We start from the raw sequence: 15,995 nt of genomic DNA, 5'->3' as shown, positions 1-15,995 counted from the left end.
TGCGTGAGGGCCTTTCCGTGGTACGGCGGTTACTGCCCTCCCATTGTGCCTACATAACGTCCACGGGCACATTGTTTTCGGCCGCAAACTCTCCCGCGCGTACCCCCGCTGCCCGGTGCCGCACGAGCGCGAACAGGGCCAGGAAACCCAGCGCGATAACCGCCCCCACCGTCGGCCAGCCGTAGAGCGCGGCCAACCGCCAGGAGTTCATTCCCACCAGCAGGCAACCGACGGCCACCCCGAGCACCCGCGGCCGGAAGTGGCTGACCGCCCACGCCGCAATGGGCGCGGCGATGATGCCGCCGATGAGCAGGCCCACCACGGGCATCCAGGAACCCACGGCCAGATCCTCCAAACCGAGGACAAACCCGGCAGACGCGGCGAGAGTGACGAAGAACTCAGCGGTATTTACCGTGCCGATGATGGTGCGGGGATGCCTGCGGCCCACACTCATGAGCGTGGAGGTAGTGGTGGGGCCCCAACCGCCACCGCCCGTCGCGTCCAGGAAACCGCCGAACAATCCGAGGGCTGCCAAACCCATCTGAGATGTGCGCACCCCCGGGCCCTCGTCACTCCCGCGTGCACCGCCATCTGCGGGCGGGCGGGTGGCCACGGGAAACAGGGCGAAGCGCACGAACACGTACAGGCCCAGGCCGGTGAGCAGCATGTACACCACCGGCTGGGCGGCCTTGGTGGACAGGTGGGCGAGCACCGTGGCGCCGGCGAAGGCCCCCACGGCGCCGGGCCCGCCCAGGAAGAGCACGGTTGGCCAGTGCACGTTGCGCAGCTTCCAGTGGGAGATCCCGGAGAAGAAGGTGGTGCCCAGCTCCGCGAAGTGCACCGCCGCAGAGGCGTGGGCGGGGGCTAGGCCGGTGAACAGCAGCAGCGTCGTGGCCGTGACGCCGAAGGCCATCCCCAGTGCCCCGTCCACGAGCTGGGCGGCCAGGCCCGCGATGGCGAACAACAGCAGCTTGCTCATGCCACGTGCTCCCGTCCGACAGCGACTGGGCCGGGCTGCTCGGCGCGCTGGCGTACAATTTCCGCGACTCGCTCGCCGAGAGGCTCACCGAGGACGGCCGGCAACCCCTCCCGGACCACGGAGTCCCACAGCACGCCCTCGGCCACGAACAGCGGAATGACCGCATCGAACCCCTCCAGGGCGGCAACGCCCTTTGGCGGAGCCCCCGTGGCGAAGACGGCCCGCGCCCCCACCCTGGCGGCTAGGTCCCACACAGAGTCGTTCGCACCCGGGGTGGAGGAACCTACGGCATAGAGCGCGATGTTCGTGAAGCGCTGGGGCCTGGCGTCCTGAAGATCCCCAATGACCTGCCCCAACAACCGCTCCATGTCCGCCCCGGTGCCCAGCCCCGCCGTGACCTGGAGCTGAACGCCGCTGGCCTCCTGGGCCTCTGCGGCGGCTTCCGGGACATCGTGGTTGAGGTGGTAGGCGTCCGTAAACAACAACGGCACCACGGCGGCCTGACGGATCCCCCGCGCCGCCAGCAACATCGCCGCATTGGTGAGGGTGTGCGCGGAGAAATCGAGCATGGCGTACTCGCCGTCGACGGCGGCAGCGATGCGGGCGACGGTGTGCTCGGCGAGCGGATGCCGGGAACCGTGGCCCAGCACAATGATGGCCCGGCTCATGGTGCACCGAACCGATCGGTGGGGGGCTTGGCGGGTTCGCCGGTGCGGGGCTTGGCGCCCTCCCCGACGAGACCGGCCGTGAGGGTATCGCCGCTGGCCGGATCGATGAGCAGGAGGGAACCGACCTTGCCGCCACGACGGTAGGGTTCCACCGGCAACGGCTCCGCTGTCGTGACGGTCACGGTGGCCATGTCGTTGACATCCAGCTCCGCGTCGATGCGGGCACGCACCACGGCCGTGCCATAGCGCAGTAGCAACTTCGCCCGGGAACGCACCGGCTGCTCGGACAGGTGGAATACGCGCGCGGTGAACTGGTCAACCGCCTCCGGTCGCTCCCCGGTGGTGATGAGGTCCCCGCGGGAAATGTCGATCTCGTCGGCAAGGCGCAGCGTGATGGACTCCCCCGCCTCCGCCCGCACGGCCGGGCCGTCGGGGGTGTCAATGCCCACCACCTCGGAGTGCCGCCCGGCGACCTCCACCTGCTGGCCGAGCTCCACGGCACCTGCGGCGATCCGTCCGGCGTAACCCCGGTAGTCGCTCGCGTGATCCCGAATGACTAGCTGCACCGGCAAGCGCAGGTCCGAGTGGGTTTCGGCGGGAACCTCGGCGGTTTCCAGAATCTCCAGGACACTGGGGCCCTCGTACCACGGCGTATTGCCGCTGGGGGTCACGACATTGTCCCCCAGCAGGGCGGAGATCGGCACCACATCCACGCGCTCGATGTGCTGGCTGAGCTGCTCCACCTCCGCGCGAACCCGATCAAACACAGCCTGGTCGTAGCCGACCGCATCGATCTTGTTCACGGCGATGACGGCGTGCCCAATGTCTATGAGCTCCGCGGCGGCGAGGTGCCGCTTCGTCTGCTCCGTCACGCCATTACGGGCGTCGATGAGGATGACGACCAGCTCGGAGGTGGACAACCCGGTGATGGTGTTGCGGGTGTACTGCACGTGGCCCGGGGTATCCGCGAGGATGAAGCTGCGCTTGTCCGTGGCGAAGTAGCGGTAGGCGACATCGATGGTGATACCCTGCTCCCGCTCCGCGCGCAGACCGTCCACCAGGAGGGACAGATCGGGGTTCTCCAGGCCCTTGGCGGTGGATGCGCGGACGACGGATTCGTACTGGTCCGCCAGAATGGATTTCGTATCGTGCAGCAAGCGGCCGACGAAAGTGGATTTACCGTCGTCCACGGACCCGGCAGTGCAGAGGCGCAGGGTGGGCAGCGGGGCGGACGCTGGGGTGGGGTGGGAAACAGAGTCCGGGGTGGAAAGTGGGGTGGGGTGGCTCATCAGAAGTAGCCCTCCTTCTTACGGTCCTCCATGGAGGATTCGGACAGCTTGTCGTCGGCCCGGGTTGCCCCGCGCTCGGTCGTGGTGGACAGGCGGATTTCCTCGATCACATCGGCTGTCGTGCGCGCCGTGGACAGCACCGCCCCCGTGCAGCTCATGTCCCCCACCGTGCGGTAGCGAACGGTCTTGACATGCAACTGTTCGCCCCTGCGGGGGCCACCCCACTCCCCCGGGGTCAGCCACATGCCGCCGCGGTCAAACACCTCCCGGATATGGGCGTAATAGATATCAGGCACTTTGACGCCCCGAGCCGCGATGTAGTCCCACACATCCGCCTCGGTCCAGTTGGAGATGGGGAACACGCGGATGTTCTCGCCGGGTTGGTGGCGGCCGTTGTACAGGCCCCACAGTTCCGGGCGTTGGCGGCGGGGGTTCCAACCGCCGAAGGTGTCCCGGACGGAGAAGACGCGCTCCTTTGCGCGGGCCTTCTCCTCGTCGCGGCGGGCCCCGCCGAGTACCGCGTCGTACCCGCGCTCCTCGATGGTTTCCACCAGTGGCACGGTTTGCAGGGGATTGCGGGTGCCATCGGGGCGTTCGGTGAGCTCGCCGCGGTTGATCCAGTCCTGGACGTGGGCGACGTGGAGGCTGATCCGCGGATCGGCGGCGATCTCATCCCGGAAAGCGATGACCTCCGGGAAGTTGTGGCCGGTGTCCACGTGCAGCAGCTCGAAGGGCACCCCGGCCGGCTGGAAGGCCCGCTTGGCTAGCTCCAGCACTACGACGGAATCCTTCCCGCCGGAGAACAGCAGGGCTGGGCGGTCAAATTGGCCAGCCACCTCGCGCAGAATCTCGATGGATTCAGCCTCCAACTCGGCGAGGTGGGGGATGAGGGCGCTCTGGGAGGCGAGGGCGCTCTGGGGGGTGGGCGCGGTGTGGGGCGCGGGAGTGTCTTGGATCTCTGAAGCGCTTCGAGGCGTAGAAGTTGTTTGAGAAGAAGTCATGTGTGCAGTCCGCATTCTGTCTTGGAGGTGCCAGCCCAACGGCCAGCGCGGGGGTCTTCACCTTCGGCCACGGGAAGGGTGCAGGTGGAGCATCCGATGGAGGGGTAGCCCTGGCGGGTCAGGGGGTTGGTGATGAGGTCGTGGTCGGCGATGTAGTTCTCCACGTCCCCGTCGGACCAGTCGACGAGGGGATTGATTTTCAGCCGACCCGTGCGGTCCACTTCCAGCACGGGGGTATTCGCGCGCAGGGCGCTGTCGGCTCGGCGCACACCCGTGATCCAGGCTTCGAAGGGGTCCAGCATTCGGGCGAGGGGCTCCACCTTCCGCATGCGACAGCAGGCAGTGGGATTTCGGGCGTACAGGCGGGGGCCGTAGATCCGGTCCTGCTGCGAACGGCTGTAGACGGGCGTGATGTTGCGCACGGGGAGCTGGTAGCGTTCCGCGACCTTGTCTCGGGTTTCCAGGGTTTCTGGGAAGTGGAAGCCAGTGTCCAGAAAGACGAGCTCGGCGTTGTCCAGGGCGCCTTCCGTCAACTCGGCGAGGACCGTGTCCTGCATGGACATAGTCACGGCGATGGGCCCCGGGACGTGGGCGTGGGCCCAGGCGATGATCTCCTCCGCGCTGGCCCCTTCCAGCCGGTGGTTCCATTCGTCCACGAGATCTTCGTGGGCTTGCCTCCGCTCGGCGGGCAAGGGCTGCGTGGTGGTCGCGGCGCCCTCCGGGCTGACTTCGGGGTCCCGGTAGTCCTCCGCGCCCGAGTCGCTGCGAATCAGGCTGTGCATGGTGTTTGTCCTCTTTTTGTGAACCGCTGCTGTGAACCACTACGGGCGCAGGTCGCGTCCCCTGCCCTACCGATGCACCGACGTTGCCGGACCGGTGAGAATCGGTACCGCGGTCCAGGTCGGTGCCCCAGTTGAGGTCGGGGCCTCAGTTGAGGCCTAGACCCGGGTGGAGATCGGCGCCCGTGGCGGTTGCACGTGCCGCAGTTCTTCCTGCGTTGGCTGCGTATTCCGAACAGACCGTTCGGTCTGCTTAGAGCCTAGGGGTAACGCGTCTACAGCGCAAGGAAGGCCCCTCGGGCCGTGTTTCGACCCGCTTTTCCTAGACCGTTCGGTCTATAGTTGCAGCGTTTACCGCAGGCGGATCATTCCAGGCCCGCCTTGAACAACCCCCACCCCCCGTTACCCGCCATTCCCCCCCCCCCCATCACCCCCAGGAAAAACCGCTACATCTGCAGAAACTCCCGCAAGTCCCTCGAGATACCCGCCAGGCGCGCGATCGCCTCGTCCCGAGGCACCGTCTCCCCCCGCACCGGCAAGACCACCTCCAGGTAGCACTTCAGCTTTGGCTCCGTGCCAGACGGGCGGCAAATGACCCGGTCGTTGTCCTCCGTAAGGAACATCATCCCGTCCGTCGCGCCAATCCCCAGCGGATCCTGCGCCAGATCAGCCACGGTCGTCACCGCAGAACCCCCGAGCGACGTCGGCGGGTCGGCGCGGAGCTTATCCATCCCTCGGGCGATGAGCGTGAGGTCCGCCACCCGAAAAGTCAGCGGCGCCGTTTGATACAGCCCGTGCTGCCGGGCCAAGTCCGCCAGCCCGTCCTCCAACGTCTTGCCCTGTGCCTTTAAGTCCCCCACCAAGCTGGCCAGCACCACGGAGGTCCCCACCCCATCCTTGTCGGCCACCGCCTCCGGATCACAGCAGTAGCCGATGGCCTCCTCGTAACCAAAGCACAACCCCGGCGCGCGGGCGATCCACTTAAAGCCGGTGAGCGTCGTCCGGTGCTCCAGTCCATGAGCTTCCGCGATGCGCCCGAGCAGTCGGCTGGACACCACCGAGTTGGCCATGGTCCCCGTCGCACCCCGCGCGGCCAGATAGTCCCCGAGCAGGGCCCCCATCTCGTCTCCGGTGAGCTGCCGCCACGCGCCCGGCTCCCTGGCGTCCGGAATGGCAACAGCACACCGATCAGCATCCGGATCGTACGCAATGAGAACATCCGCGCCCACCGCATCGGCATGATTTTTGGCCAGATCCAGCGCCCCGGGCTCCTCCGGATTGGGGAAGGAAACGGTGGGGAAATCCGGGTCGGGATCGGCCTGCTCGGGTACGAGGAACACCTGGAAACCCGCAGTCTGCAGGATCTGCCGGCCGAGCTGCGCCCCCACCCCGTGCATGGCGGTCAGCGCGATGTGAACATCGGTGTTGTTCCCTGCCAGACCGGCGGCGCGGCGAGCGTACTGCTGCCGGGGGTCGATGTGCTCGATATTTTCGGACGCCAGGGCCACCTCGTCGGCCGGCGGGGCCGCGGCAATGGCGGCAGCGATCTCCCGGTCGGCGGGCGAGATGAGCTGCACCCCCTCAGCGGAGCCCGTAGCTATCCGTCCACCGAGGTACACCTTGTAGCCATTATCCTGCGGCGGATTGTGGGAGGCGGTGACCATGATGCCGGCATCCGCACCCTCGCTCTTAACGGCGTAGGCGGTCAGCGGCGTGGGGTTCTGAGGCGGGAGGAGCAGGGCCCGGCCCCCGGCACCGGCGATGACGCGCGCGGCATCGAGCTGGAACTGGGCCGAGCCGTGGCGGGCATCGCATCCCACGACGACCACGGGGGAATCCACCTGCTCCCGCAGCCAGGCCATTAGGCCGGACGTGGCCCGGATGACCACTGCCCGGTTCATGCGGGATTCGCCGGGGCCCAGGGGGGCTCGCAGGCCGGCGGTGCCGAAGCTCAAGGGTCCGTGAAAGGCCTCGGCGAGGCCCACCGCATCCTCGGCGGAGAGGAGGTCCAGGACCTGTTGCCTGGTGGTGGGGTCCGGGTCGTGGTCGGCCCAGTGCTGGGCGCGGTCGCGGAGATCCTCGGCGATGCTCATCGGTCCGTGCCCTCTTGGTTCACGCCCTCCAAAATGTCGGCGGAGGCGGATAGGCCCAAGCGGGAGGCGCCGGCCTTCATCATGGCGATTGCGGCCTCCGGGGTGCGGATGCCGCCGGATGCCTTGACCCCCAGGCGGTCCCCCACCGTGGAGCGCATGAGGGAGACGGCGTGAATGCTGGCCCCACCGCTCGGGTGGAAACCGGTGGAGGTTTTTATGAAGTCCGCCCCCGCCCGCTCTGCGGCGCGGCAGGCCTCCACGATCTCATCGTCGGTGAGCGCGGCGGATTCGATGATGACCTTCAGCAGCGTTTCCGGGATGGCCCGCCGGACGGTGGCGATCTCCTCCTCCAGCGCGGCGAAGTCGCCCTGCTTGGCCAGGGCGATGTTGATGACCATGTCCACCTCCTCCGCCCCGTCCCGCACGGCTTGCTCAGCCTCGGCGGCCTTGATCTGCGGCTTTACCGCTCCGGAGGGGAAGCCCACGACGGTGGCCACGTGTACTTCAGCTGTGTCGGCCAGGGGCAACTGAGAGGGGGACACGCACACGGCATAGGTGCCCAGTTGCTTGGCCTGACGGATCAGGTCCGCTACCTGGGCGGCGGTTGCCTCCGGCTTGAGCAGGGTGTGGTCGATGATGGCGGCGACGTCGCGCCGGGTGATCTCTGGCATTTTTTGGGGGTCCTTTCTGCGGGGGTGGTTGGGGGTGGTTGGGGGTAGTGCGGGATGGGAGGGAATTAAGCCACGCGGTCGCGCCGCTTCTCCCCGGCCAGCATGGACCTATCGGCGACGAGGTAGACCACAGCCCCGGCCGAGGCTATCGCGGCTAGCGCCCACAACACGGTGTTGTAGTTGGGCAGATGCTTCATCAGCCAGAAGGTGTAGGCGATGCCCACGGGGATGCCGATGTTGATGGTCAGGTTGTAGAAGCCGATGGCGATGCCCGATTTCTCCGGCAAGATGTCGGACAGGGCGGTGTTCACCAACGGGGCGTACAGCAGTGCGAAGCCGGAAGCGAACAAGACGATGGACACGATGAGCAAGCCAACCCACAGATGAATGCTCAGTGCGCCGAAGACGAGCGCGCCGATGATCAACCCGAGGGCCGCCATAATCGTCTGGCGGGAAGTGAGGATGCGGCCAATCTTGCCGGAGGTGATGCCGACGATGACGGCGCAGATGTACCCGGGCACCATGAGCAGGGCGGCGTCGGACTGGTTGAGTCCGTGAAACTCCTTGGCTGCGAAGGGGATCAGCACGATATACCCGAGCTGGGTGGAATAAACAACCAGCACCAGCACGAGCGCCCAGACGTAGCGCCCATTCGTGAAGAACTCGGGGCGCACCAAGGGGTGGGCGGCGGCGACCACGCGCCAGGCGAATAGCGCCACGGCCAACACCGCAACAGGGATGCACCACCAGTACTTGAATTGCAGGTACACGATGAGGGCGGTGGAGAAGACTGCGACCAGCAGGAGGCCGATGACGTCCAGGTGGGTGGAGAAGGACTCCCCCTCCGGGACGTACTTAAGAATGAATGGCACCGCAGCAACCAAGACGAGGGGCAGCAGGAACATCGCGGTCCAACTGACGTAGGTGGACAGGAAGCCGGAGGTCAGCGCACCCACGAGCAGCCCGGCCTGGAAGGCTGCGGTGGAGAAGCCAAGGTAGGTTTTCCGATCCTTTGCCGGCAGATACTTGGTCACGTAGATGACATACAGCGTTTCGGCGGCCGCGAGTCCGGCGGTCTGAATCAGCCGACCAGTGAGCACCAGGGGCCAGGAGCTGGAGAAGGCGAACCCCATGACTGAGCCAATCGCCACGAGTCCGATGCCGACGAGGGCAAGCTTGCGGATGGAGAACGCGTCGGCCAGAGCGGCGTAGACCACGGCGCCGATACCGATGATGACACCGGCCAGGGAGGCTTGGAGCGAGGCCTTGCCGACCTCGATGTGCAGTCCCTCGGCCATGGGGCCGATCATGGTTTTGAACCCGTTGTCGATGATGAGGCTGAAGACGAAGGTAAACAGCAGGATCGGCACCGCGGCGGTGACTGGACGGGGTTTGGCGGAGGGCGGCGAAGTGGTGGATCGCGGCGGGGTGGGTTGCGCTGAGGTCGGTTGCGCGGGCTGGGGCGATGGGGACGGGTCGGCCATGGCGGGGATCATCCTTCCGAGGTGATCGCACCGCGGGTGGATCACAGGAAAACTGGGGGGGGAATAGTGGGCGCTGCGGTGAGGGGGATTAGTGAGGCCTACAAGGCCGCCAGGGGTAGGGCCAGCTCCATCATCTGGGTGAAGGCGTTCTGGCGCTCCTCCGCAGTCGCACGGTCCCCGGTCGCGATGTTGTCGGACACGGTGAACAGGCCCAGCGCTTCCACGCCCGCGTAGGCGGCGTTGGCATAGAGGGCGGCCGATTCCATTTCGACGCCCAGAACCCCCATCCGGGCCCAACGGTCGTTCACGGTCTCGTCGGCGTTGTAGAAGACATCGGAGCTGAGGATGTTGCCCACATGCACGTGGACGTTCTGCCGCTCAGCCTCGCGCGCGACACCCTGCAGCAGCTTCCAGCTAGCGGTGGGGGCATAGGCCCCGGGCAGGTTGTACTGGCTCAGGTAGTTGGAGTCGGTGGAGGCGGAGGCACCGACGATGACGTCGTAGAGCGGGATGTCCTTCTGGAGGGAGCCGATAGAACCGATCCGGATGATTCGCTGCACGTCGAAGAAGTGCATGAGCTCGTAGGAGTAGATCCCGATGGAGGGGATTCCCATCCCGGAGCCCATGACCGAGACGTCCGTGCCCCGGTAGGTGCCGGTGAATCCCAGCATGTTGCGGACGTCGTTGAATTGGGTGACGTTGTCCAGGTAGGTCTCGGCGATAAACTTCGCGCGGAGGGGATCTCCGGGCATGAGGACGGTGGGCGCGATCGCCGCACCCTTGGGGTTGATGTGAGGGGTCCCTTGAGTTCTCATAGCCTGAGCTTAAAACGATTCAGAAGTTCAAGTGACCATGGAACTTCACAGAGAAAACCCGCATGCATTCGCGGCACTGCCAGGCGTTGTCCGTCTCGTTGTCGGGAAAGAGGTATTCCCCCATGCAGTAGGGGCAGTAGTTCACGGTTGCCCGCCTGCCGTTGGGGTGCCCGGTGCGCCCCCCGATGGCCTGGTTCACCGGGGGGAGGGAGTCCTGATCGGGGACGCTCATATCGCCCTCGCAACCCAGTCACGGAACTGCTCGCCGTCCTCGCGCTGCTCCTTAAAGTCCTCCACGATCTTCACGACGTAATCGCCGAGGTCCTTGCTAAAGACGTTGTTGCCACGGACCTTCTTGCCGAACTTGGGGTCCATCCCCACGCTGCCGCCGAGGTGAACCTGGAAGCCCTCGACACGCTCGCCCTCGTCGGTGGTGAGGATCTTGCCGGACAGGCCAATGTCCGCCACTTGGCTGCGGGCGCAGGAGTTGGGGCAACCGTTGAGGCTGATCTTCAGGGGAACATCGAGGTCCCCCAGGCGTTCCTCCAACTCGTCGGCGAGTTCGATGGCACGCTGCTTGGTCACGACATGGGCGAGTTTGCAGAACTCGAGGCCGGTGCAGCTAATGATGTCCCGGCGGAAGGCGGACGGGTGCGCGGACAAGCCAATCTGCTCCAGCTCGGCGGCGAGCTTGGGGGCATCCTCCTCCGTCAGGCCGAGGAACAACAGCTCCTTATCGGAGGTGGTCCGCAACTGGGTGACACCGTACTTGTCGGCCAGGTCTGCGAGCTGCTGCAGTTGATCGCCATCGGTGTGCCCGACCGTGGGCTTGACCCCCAGGTAAAACTTCCCGTCGCGCTGGGGATGGACCCCGACGTGATCCCGATAGGCCGGGGCCTTCTCCGGCTCGGGCCCGTCGATGAGTTTGCGCCCCAGGTAATCCTCCTCCAGCACGCGCCGGAACTCCTCAATGCCCCAGTCTGCGACGAGGAACTTCAGGCGGGCCCGATTGCGCACCTTGCGGTAGCCGTAATCCCGGAAGATGCGCACAACGCCCGCCCAGACCTCCGGGACCTCTTCCAGCGGGACCCACGCCCCGAGGCGCTTGGCCAGCATGGGGTTGGTGGATAGCCCACCGCCGACCCACACGTCGAAGCCTGGGCCGTGCTCGGGGTGCTCACTGCCGATGAAGGCGAGGTCTTGGATCTCATGGGTGACGTCCTGACGGCGCGATCCGGAGACGGCGGACTTGAACTTGCGGGGGAGGTTGCCGAACTCCTCTCGCGGGAGCAGATCGTGTTTGATCTTTTCGATCGCGGGCGTGGCGTCCACAATCTCATCGGCCGCAATGCCGGCTACGGGGGAGCCGAGGACGACGCGGGGAACATCGCCGCATCCGAAGAAGGTGTCGAGTCCCACGGCGGCGAGGCGGTCCCAGATTTCGGGAACGTCCTCGATGCGGATCCAGTGCAGTTGGACGTTTTGGCGGTCGGTGAAGTCCGCGGTGCCGCGGGCGAACTGACTGCTGAGTTCGCCGATGGTGCGCAGGGCGCGGGCGCTGACCTGGCCGCCGTCGAGGCGGATGCGCATCATGAAGTACCGGTCCTGCAGCTCGGCGTTGGTGAGCTTGCCGGTCTGCTCCCCGCTCATGTTTTGCTTGCGTTGGGTGTACATCCCCACCCATTTGAAGCGGGGCGCGAGGTCCTCCGCCGGGATGGAATCGAAGCCCTGTTTGGCGTAGATGTCCCGCACCCGGTGCATGACGGAGATGCCCGGGTCCTCTTGCTTGATGCGCTCGTCGTCGTTGAGGGGTTCAGTGCCGTCGACGAGCCATTGGCCCTGGGGTTTTCTGGAGCGCACGGCTCTCCTCCATCCGAATAGACCGTTCAGTCTGTGATGACGCTAGACAGATCGGTACATTTACGCAAGTTTAGGCATTGGCGCAGGCTGTCTGCCCCGTTGATTCAGGGGGATATTTGCCCGTAATAGACCACCCTGTCTAGTGTGGCGCTGGACAAACGCAAACGACTAGGATGTGTAGCCATGCCAGAAAACCGCCCCTTGCGCGTAGCCGTCATCGGCTCCGGACCAGCCGGGATCTACGCCTCGGACGCTCTGACCAAAGCCAACGCGGATGTCAGCATCGACATCTTCGAGCGGATGCCCGCACCCTTCGGACTCATCCGCTACGGCGTGGCCCCGGATCACCCCCGCATCAAGGGCATCATCAAGTCACTCCACAAAGTCTTGGATAAGCCACAGATCCGGTTGTTCGGAAACGTCAATGTAGGCGCCGATGTCACGCTCGCCGACCTCAAGCAGCTTTACGACGCCGTGATCTACGCCACCGGCGCGACCGATGACCAGGATCTCGCTATCCCCGGCGGGGAGCACACCATTGGGGCCGGGGAGTTCGTCGGGTTCTACGACGCCAACCCGAACTTCGAGCCCAAGTGGGACCTCTCCGCCCCCGCCGTGGCCGTGATCGGCGTAGGAAACGTGGCCCTCGATGTCGCCCGCGTCCTCGCGAAGACCGGCGAGGAGCTGCGAGTCACCGAGATCCCGGACAATGTGTACGACTCTTTGAAAGATAATCAGGCCACCGAAGTCCACGTGTTCGGCCGCCGCGGGCCCGCGCAGGCCAAGTTCACTCCGCTGGAACTGAAGGAACTCAATATCTCCGACACCATCGAGATCGTGGTGGACCCGGAGGACCTCCAGTACGACGAGGCCAGTGAGGACGCCCGCCGCTCCTCCAAGATCCAGGACATGGTGTGCACCCTGCTGGAGCAGTACGCCATCGCGGATCCCAAGGGCGCGCCCCACAAGCTGTTCATCCACTTCTTCGAATCCCCCGTGGAAGTCAAGACTGCCCCGGACGGGACGGTAACCGCCCTGGTCACCGAGCGCACGGAACTGACCGGGACCGGACGGGTCACCGGCACCGGGAAGCTCACCGAATGGCCGGTGGGATCGGTTTACCGAGCTGTGGGCTACAAGTCCGATGAGCAGGCCGATCTGCCCTGGGATGCGGATAAGAACGTGCTGCCCAACGTGGGCGGTCGCGTGCTGACCACCGGGCCGACCGCCGATGGGATCGCGGGCGTGCCCGGGTCCGCAGATCCGGAGGCCGAGAAGCGGGAAGTGCTGCCCAGCGTGTACACCACTGGCTGGGTCCGTAGAGGGCCGGTCGGGCTCATCGGTAATACCAAGGGCGATGCCAACGAGACGGTGGCCAACCTCCTTGCCGACGCCGAGGCTGGGCGTGGGTTCAATCCCGAGCATCCGGAGGAGGAAGCGACCGAGCGGCTCCTGCGGGAACGCGGCCTGACCTGGACCACGTGGGATGGGTGGTATGCCCTCGACAAGCACGAACGCGAGCTAGGCGAGGCCGAGGGACGCGAACGCAAAAAGGTCCGCGAATGGGATGAAATGCTGCGCCATTCCACCACGGGTTGAATGTAGAGTCTTTTTTATGCAGACCCACATCACCGGCCGCACCCTACTGGACATGACCCCGCAACAGGTCCACGCCATGTACAAGCTGCGGGTGGATGTGTTCGTCAACGAACAGCAGTCCACATTCGCCGAAATCGACGACACGGACGCCCACCCCAAGACCCACCACCTCCTGGCCTACGTCCACCCCGGCTCCGGCCCGGACTACCCCTACGGCGTGGCCGACCCGGGTTCGCCGCTGCGGCTGGTGGGGACCGCCCGGATCTTCGGGCCGCCGGAAGCTCAGCACATCGGGCGCCTGTGCGTGGTGCCGGACTTGCGGGGGTACGGCATCGCGAAGCAGATCATCGAGCAGGCCTTGGAGGTCGCACGGGGTCGGACTGCGGCGCTGGATCCCGTCTCCCAGTCGGCCATCGTGAAGATTGAGGCCCAGACGCACGTGCAAAAGTTCTATGAAGGCTACGGCTTCGCCGCTGTCGGTGAGCCCTTCGACTTGGAGGGCGTGGAGCACGTGGAGATGCACTTGGCGCTTGATTAGTGGGGTTTCTTGCCGTTTCATCAGCGCGGTTTGAGCGGTGCCGTTTGACCACGTCTCCCATGGCTCAGCCCGTTACTTCCCCCGCGCAGCTCTCGCACAGCAGCACTTGTTTGCGTTCGGGGCCACCGGCGTTGTGGAAGTCGTTGGTTGGGGCATCGCAGCGGGAGCAGCGGCCGATGACGGTGCTGGCGTCCGAAAATTCCATGTGCATCCGCCGATCGAAGACATAGAGGGAGCCCTCCCACAGACCGGCGTCGCCGAACTTCTCCCCGTAGCGCACAATCCCGCCGTCCAGCTGGTAAACCTCCTCGAAGCCGCGGTTGCGCATGAGGGAGCTTAGGACCTCGCATCTGATCCCGCCGGTGCAGTAGGTGACGACGGGCTTAGACTTAAGCTCATCGTATTTTCCGGAGTCCAGCTCGCGGATGAAGTCGTGCGTGGTCTCCACATCCGGCACCACCGCGCCCTTGAACCTGCCGATCTGCGCTTCCATGGCATTGCGCCCGTCGAAGAACACCACCTCCTCCCCGCGCTGCTCCACCAGCTTGTGCACGGCCGCCGGGCTCAGATGCGTACCGCCCCCGACCACTCCCTGCTCGTCAACCTGCAGTTCCTCGGGTGCGCCGAAAGACACGATCTCCTCGCGCACCTTCACCGACAGCTTGGGAAAGTCCTCCGCCCCGCCCTCAGACCATTTGAACTCCATATCGTGGAACGGCTGGTAGGCCTTGGTCCGGCGGGTGTACTCCTTGCAGGCGGCGAGGCTGCCGCCGACCGTTCCGTTGATGCCGTGCTTGGAGATGAGAATGCGCCCGGTAAGCCCCAACATCTCGCACAGCGTCCGCTGCCAGTGCATCACCGCCGTGGGGTCCGCTAGCGGCGTGAAACGGTAGTACAGCAAAATGCGGGATTCTGCGCGATCGGTGGGGCTGTATTTTCGGAGGATTGGGGGAGGTGTGTTTGCCTCACCTCGGACACCGGTGGAGTGGCCGCTCATTCCGCAGCTCCACAATGCACTCGACCGGCGGCCTCGGAAGCGCGGGCGCGGGCCTCTTCCACCGTCTCCGCCGTGGACACGGCAACCCCCATCCGCCGACGGTCGTGGCTGGTTGGCTTACCGAAGATGCGCACGTCCGTCTCCGGCACGGCCATGGCCTGCGCCAACCCGGTGTAGGAGGGCGCGGACTCCCCGCAGTCCGTCCCGTACACCACAGCGGAGGCCCCGGGGCTGATCAGCGTGGTATCGATGGGCAACCCCAAAATGGCCCGGGCGTGCAGATCGAACTCGCTGAACCGCTGGCTCGTCATCGTCACCATCCCCGTGTCGTGGGGCCGGGGGCTGACCTCGGAGAAGTACACGTCGTCCCCCGCAATGAACAGCTCCACGCCGAACACGCCGCGCCCCCCGAGCTCCCCGACGATGCGCGCCGCCACGGACCGGGCATTGTCCAGCGCCGCCTGACTCATCTGCGCGGGCTGCCAGGATTCCACATAGTCCCCCCGATCCTGGCGGTGGCCGATGGGCTCGCAGAACCACGTAGCGGTCTCCCCCGTCGCCGGGTCCACGCCCCGAACGGTAAGCAGGGTGATCTCGTAGTCGAAGGGAATATATTGCTCCACGATCACCCGTTGTTGGGACACCCGAGCCCCCGCCAGGGCGGCATCCCACGCTGCGGCCACATCCTCCGGCCCTGCGACGTAGCTCTGCCCCTTGCCGGAGCTGCTCATCACGGGCTTCACCACACACGGGAAACCCACGTCCTGGGCCCCGGCGGCGAGCTCATCGAGGGAGGAGGCGTAGCGGTAGGCGGAGGTGGGCAGCCCCAGCTTCTCGGCGGCAAGGGTACGGATGCCCTCCCGGTTCATGGTCAGCCGTGTGGCCCGAGCCGTCGGGATCACCGCGGCGCGGCCCTCGTCCTCGGCGTCCTGGAGGGCGTCGGTGGCCAACGCCTCAATCTCGGGGACGCAAAAGTGCGGCCGGACCTGCTCGATCAGTGCCCTCACGGCGCTCGGATCCGTCATGTCCAAGGTGTGGGCGAAGTTTGCCACGTGGTGGGCCGGCGCCCCCGCGTAGCGGTCGGCCGCGTGCACCTCCACCCCCAGTCGCTGCAGCGCGATGGTGACCTCTCGCCCGAGCTCCCCGGAACCGAGCAACAGCACTCGGCAGGCGGAGGAGGTCCCGGGTGTTCCGATGGCGTCCGGTGTGTACATGGACTGCC

At 65.9% G+C, this 15,995-nt stretch carries 15 protein-coding genes; 2 read left to right on the top strand and 13 right to left on the bottom strand.

The window, feature by feature from the left end:
- Window positions 1-49 precede the first annotated feature (49 nt).
- The 11 genes from CHEID_RS01325 to CHEID_RS01275 all read right to left on the bottom strand — a co-directional run bounded on the left by CHEID_RS01325 (window position 50) and on the right by CHEID_RS01275 (window position 11,639).
- On the bottom strand, window positions 50-979 hold the full coding sequence (locus CHEID_RS01325; protein WP_112769341.1) for a sulfite exporter TauE/SafE family protein: 930 nt from the start codon (window positions 977-979) through the stop codon (window positions 50-52).
- Complete coding sequence (locus tag CHEID_RS01320) at window positions 976-1,647, bottom strand: sirohydrochlorin chelatase (RefSeq protein WP_112769342.1); 672 nt, start codon at window positions 1,645-1,647, stop codon at window positions 976-978. Before CHEID_RS01320 ends, CHEID_RS01325 begins: the two co-directional genes overlap by 4 nt.
- Window positions 1,644-2,936, bottom strand: a complete 1,293-nt coding sequence (locus CHEID_RS01315; RefSeq protein ID WP_273661195.1) for a sulfate adenylyltransferase subunit 1 — start codon at window positions 2,934-2,936, stop codon at window positions 1,644-1,646. The genes CHEID_RS01320 and CHEID_RS01315 overlap by 4 nt, the downstream gene beginning before the upstream one ends.
- Window positions 2,936-3,937: a sulfate adenylyltransferase subunit CysD gene (gene cysD / locus CHEID_RS01310; protein ID WP_238599447.1), complete on the bottom strand. Its 1,002-nt coding sequence runs from the start codon at window positions 3,935-3,937 to the stop codon at window positions 2,936-2,938. The genes CHEID_RS01315 and cysD overlap by 1 nt, the downstream gene beginning before the upstream one ends.
- On the bottom strand, window positions 3,934-4,719 hold the full coding sequence (locus CHEID_RS01305) for a phosphoadenylyl-sulfate reductase (protein WP_112770369.1): 786 nt from the start codon (window positions 4,717-4,719) through the stop codon (window positions 3,934-3,936). The genes cysD and CHEID_RS01305 overlap by 4 nt, the downstream gene beginning before the upstream one ends.
- A gap of 443 nt (window positions 4,720-5,162) precedes the next feature.
- Window positions 5,163-6,809 carry a phospho-sugar mutase gene (locus CHEID_RS01300; RefSeq protein ID WP_112770366.1) on the bottom strand — a complete coding sequence of 549 codons (1,647 nt, stop codon included), beginning with the start codon at window positions 6,807-6,809 and terminating at the stop codon, window positions 5,163-5,165.
- Complete coding sequence (deoC, locus tag CHEID_RS01295; RefSeq protein WP_112770367.1) at window positions 6,806-7,480, bottom strand: deoxyribose-phosphate aldolase; 675 nt, start codon at window positions 7,478-7,480, stop codon at window positions 6,806-6,808. The genes CHEID_RS01300 and deoC overlap by 4 nt, the downstream gene beginning before the upstream one ends.
- A gap of 65 nt (window positions 7,481-7,545) precedes the next feature.
- Window positions 7,546-8,964: an MFS transporter gene (locus tag CHEID_RS01290; protein WP_112770377.1), complete on the bottom strand. Its 1,419-nt coding sequence runs from the start codon at window positions 8,962-8,964 to the stop codon at window positions 7,546-7,548.
- A gap of 98 nt (window positions 8,965-9,062) precedes the next feature.
- Window positions 9,063-9,779 carry a purine-nucleoside phosphorylase gene (deoD, locus tag CHEID_RS01285; protein ID WP_112769297.1) on the bottom strand — a complete coding sequence of 239 codons (717 nt, stop codon included), beginning with the start codon at window positions 9,777-9,779 and terminating at the stop codon, window positions 9,063-9,065.
- 19 nt (window positions 9,780-9,798) lie between these two features.
- Entirely contained in the window at window positions 9,799-10,011 is a 213-nt protein-coding gene (locus tag CHEID_RS01280; RefSeq protein ID WP_112769298.1) for a hypothetical protein, read from the bottom strand.
- Entirely contained in the window at window positions 10,008-11,639 is a 1,632-nt protein-coding gene (locus CHEID_RS01275; protein ID WP_238599295.1) for a nitrite/sulfite reductase, read from the bottom strand. The genes CHEID_RS01280 and CHEID_RS01275 overlap by 4 nt, the downstream gene beginning before the upstream one ends.
- Window positions 11,640-11,822: 183 nt before the next feature.
- Here CHEID_RS01275 and CHEID_RS01270 point away from each other — a divergent pair, with 183 nt between their 5' ends.
- Together CHEID_RS01270 and CHEID_RS01265 are read left to right on the top strand one after the other, a co-directional pair.
- Window positions 11,823-13,238: an FAD-dependent oxidoreductase gene (locus CHEID_RS01270; protein WP_112769300.1), complete on the top strand. Its 1,416-nt coding sequence runs from the start codon at window positions 11,823-11,825 to the stop codon at window positions 13,236-13,238.
- 16 nt (window positions 13,239-13,254) lie between these two features.
- On the top strand, window positions 13,255-13,776 hold the full coding sequence (locus CHEID_RS01265; RefSeq protein WP_337956033.1) for a GNAT family N-acetyltransferase: 522 nt from the start codon (window positions 13,255-13,257) through the stop codon (window positions 13,774-13,776).
- A gap of 64 nt (window positions 13,777-13,840) precedes the next feature.
- On the opposite strand, the gene trhO is transcribed toward CHEID_RS01265, so the two are convergent.
- Entirely contained in the window at window positions 13,841-14,632 is a 792-nt protein-coding gene (trhO, locus tag CHEID_RS01260) for an oxygen-dependent tRNA uridine(34) hydroxylase TrhO (protein WP_238599297.1), read from the bottom strand.
- Window positions 14,633-14,769: 137 nt separating this feature from the next.
- Entirely contained in the window at window positions 14,770-15,987 is a 1,218-nt protein-coding gene (gene purT, locus CHEID_RS01255; protein ID WP_112769303.1) for a formate-dependent phosphoribosylglycinamide formyltransferase, read from the bottom strand.
- Window positions 15,988-15,995 lie beyond the last annotated feature (8 nt).

Source organism: Corynebacterium heidelbergense (assembly GCF_028609845.1).
Classification (GTDB): Bacteria; Actinomycetota; Actinomycetes; order Mycobacteriales; family Mycobacteriaceae; genus Corynebacterium; species Corynebacterium heidelbergense.
The sequence above is the reverse complement of the archived record's forward strand: the minus strand, read 5'-3'. Positions and strand labels throughout refer to the sequence as shown.

What these genes read in the sequence shown, in the direction of transcription:
- CHEID_RS01325 (WP_112769341.1), bottom strand. Translation starts at nt 979, where the DNA reads ATGAGCAAGCTGCTGTTGTTCGCCATCGCGGGCCTGGCCGCCCAGCTC.
- CHEID_RS01320 (WP_112769342.1), bottom strand. Translation starts at nt 1,647, where the DNA reads ATGAGCCGGGCCATCATTGTGCTGGGCCACGGTTCCCGGCATCCGCTC.
- CHEID_RS01315 (WP_273661195.1), bottom strand. Translation starts at nt 2,936, where the DNA reads ATGAGCCACCCCACCCCACTTTCCACCCCGGACTCTGTTTCCCACCCC.
- cysD (WP_238599447.1), bottom strand. Translation starts at nt 3,937, where the DNA reads ATGACTTCTTCTCAAACAACTTCTACGCCTCGAAGCGCTTCAGAGATC.
- CHEID_RS01305 (WP_112770369.1), bottom strand. Translation starts at nt 4,719, where the DNA reads ATGCACAGCCTGATTCGCAGCGACTCGGGCGCGGAGGACTACCGGGAC.
- CHEID_RS01300 (WP_112770366.1), bottom strand. Translation starts at nt 6,809, where the DNA reads ATGAGCATCGCCGAGGATCTCCGCGACCGCGCCCAGCACTGGGCCGAC.
- deoC (WP_112770367.1), bottom strand. Translation starts at nt 7,480, where the DNA reads ATGCCAGAGATCACCCGGCGCGACGTCGCCGCCATCATCGACCACACC.
- CHEID_RS01290 (WP_112770377.1), bottom strand. Translation starts at nt 8,964, where the DNA reads ATGGCCGACCCGTCCCCATCGCCCCAGCCCGCGCAACCGACCTCAGCG.
- deoD (WP_112769297.1), bottom strand. Translation starts at nt 9,779, where the DNA reads ATGAGAACTCAAGGGACCCCTCACATCAACCCCAAGGGTGCGGCGATC.
- CHEID_RS01280 (WP_112769298.1), bottom strand. Translation starts at nt 10,011, where the DNA reads ATGAGCGTCCCCGATCAGGACTCCCTCCCCCCGGTGAACCAGGCCATC.
- CHEID_RS01270 (WP_112769300.1), top strand. Translation starts at nt 11,823, where the DNA reads ATGCCAGAAAACCGCCCCTTGCGCGTAGCCGTCATCGGCTCCGGACCA.
- CHEID_RS01265 (WP_337956033.1), top strand. Translation starts at nt 13,255, where the DNA reads ATGCAGACCCACATCACCGGCCGCACCCTACTGGACATGACCCCGCAA.
- trhO (WP_238599297.1), bottom strand. Translation starts at nt 14,632, where the DNA reads ATGCACTGGCAGCGGACGCTGTGCGAGATGTTGGGGCTTACCGGGCGC.
- purT (WP_112769303.1), bottom strand. Translation starts at nt 15,987, where the DNA reads ATGTACACACCGGACGCCATCGGAACACCCGGGACCTCCTCCGCCTGC.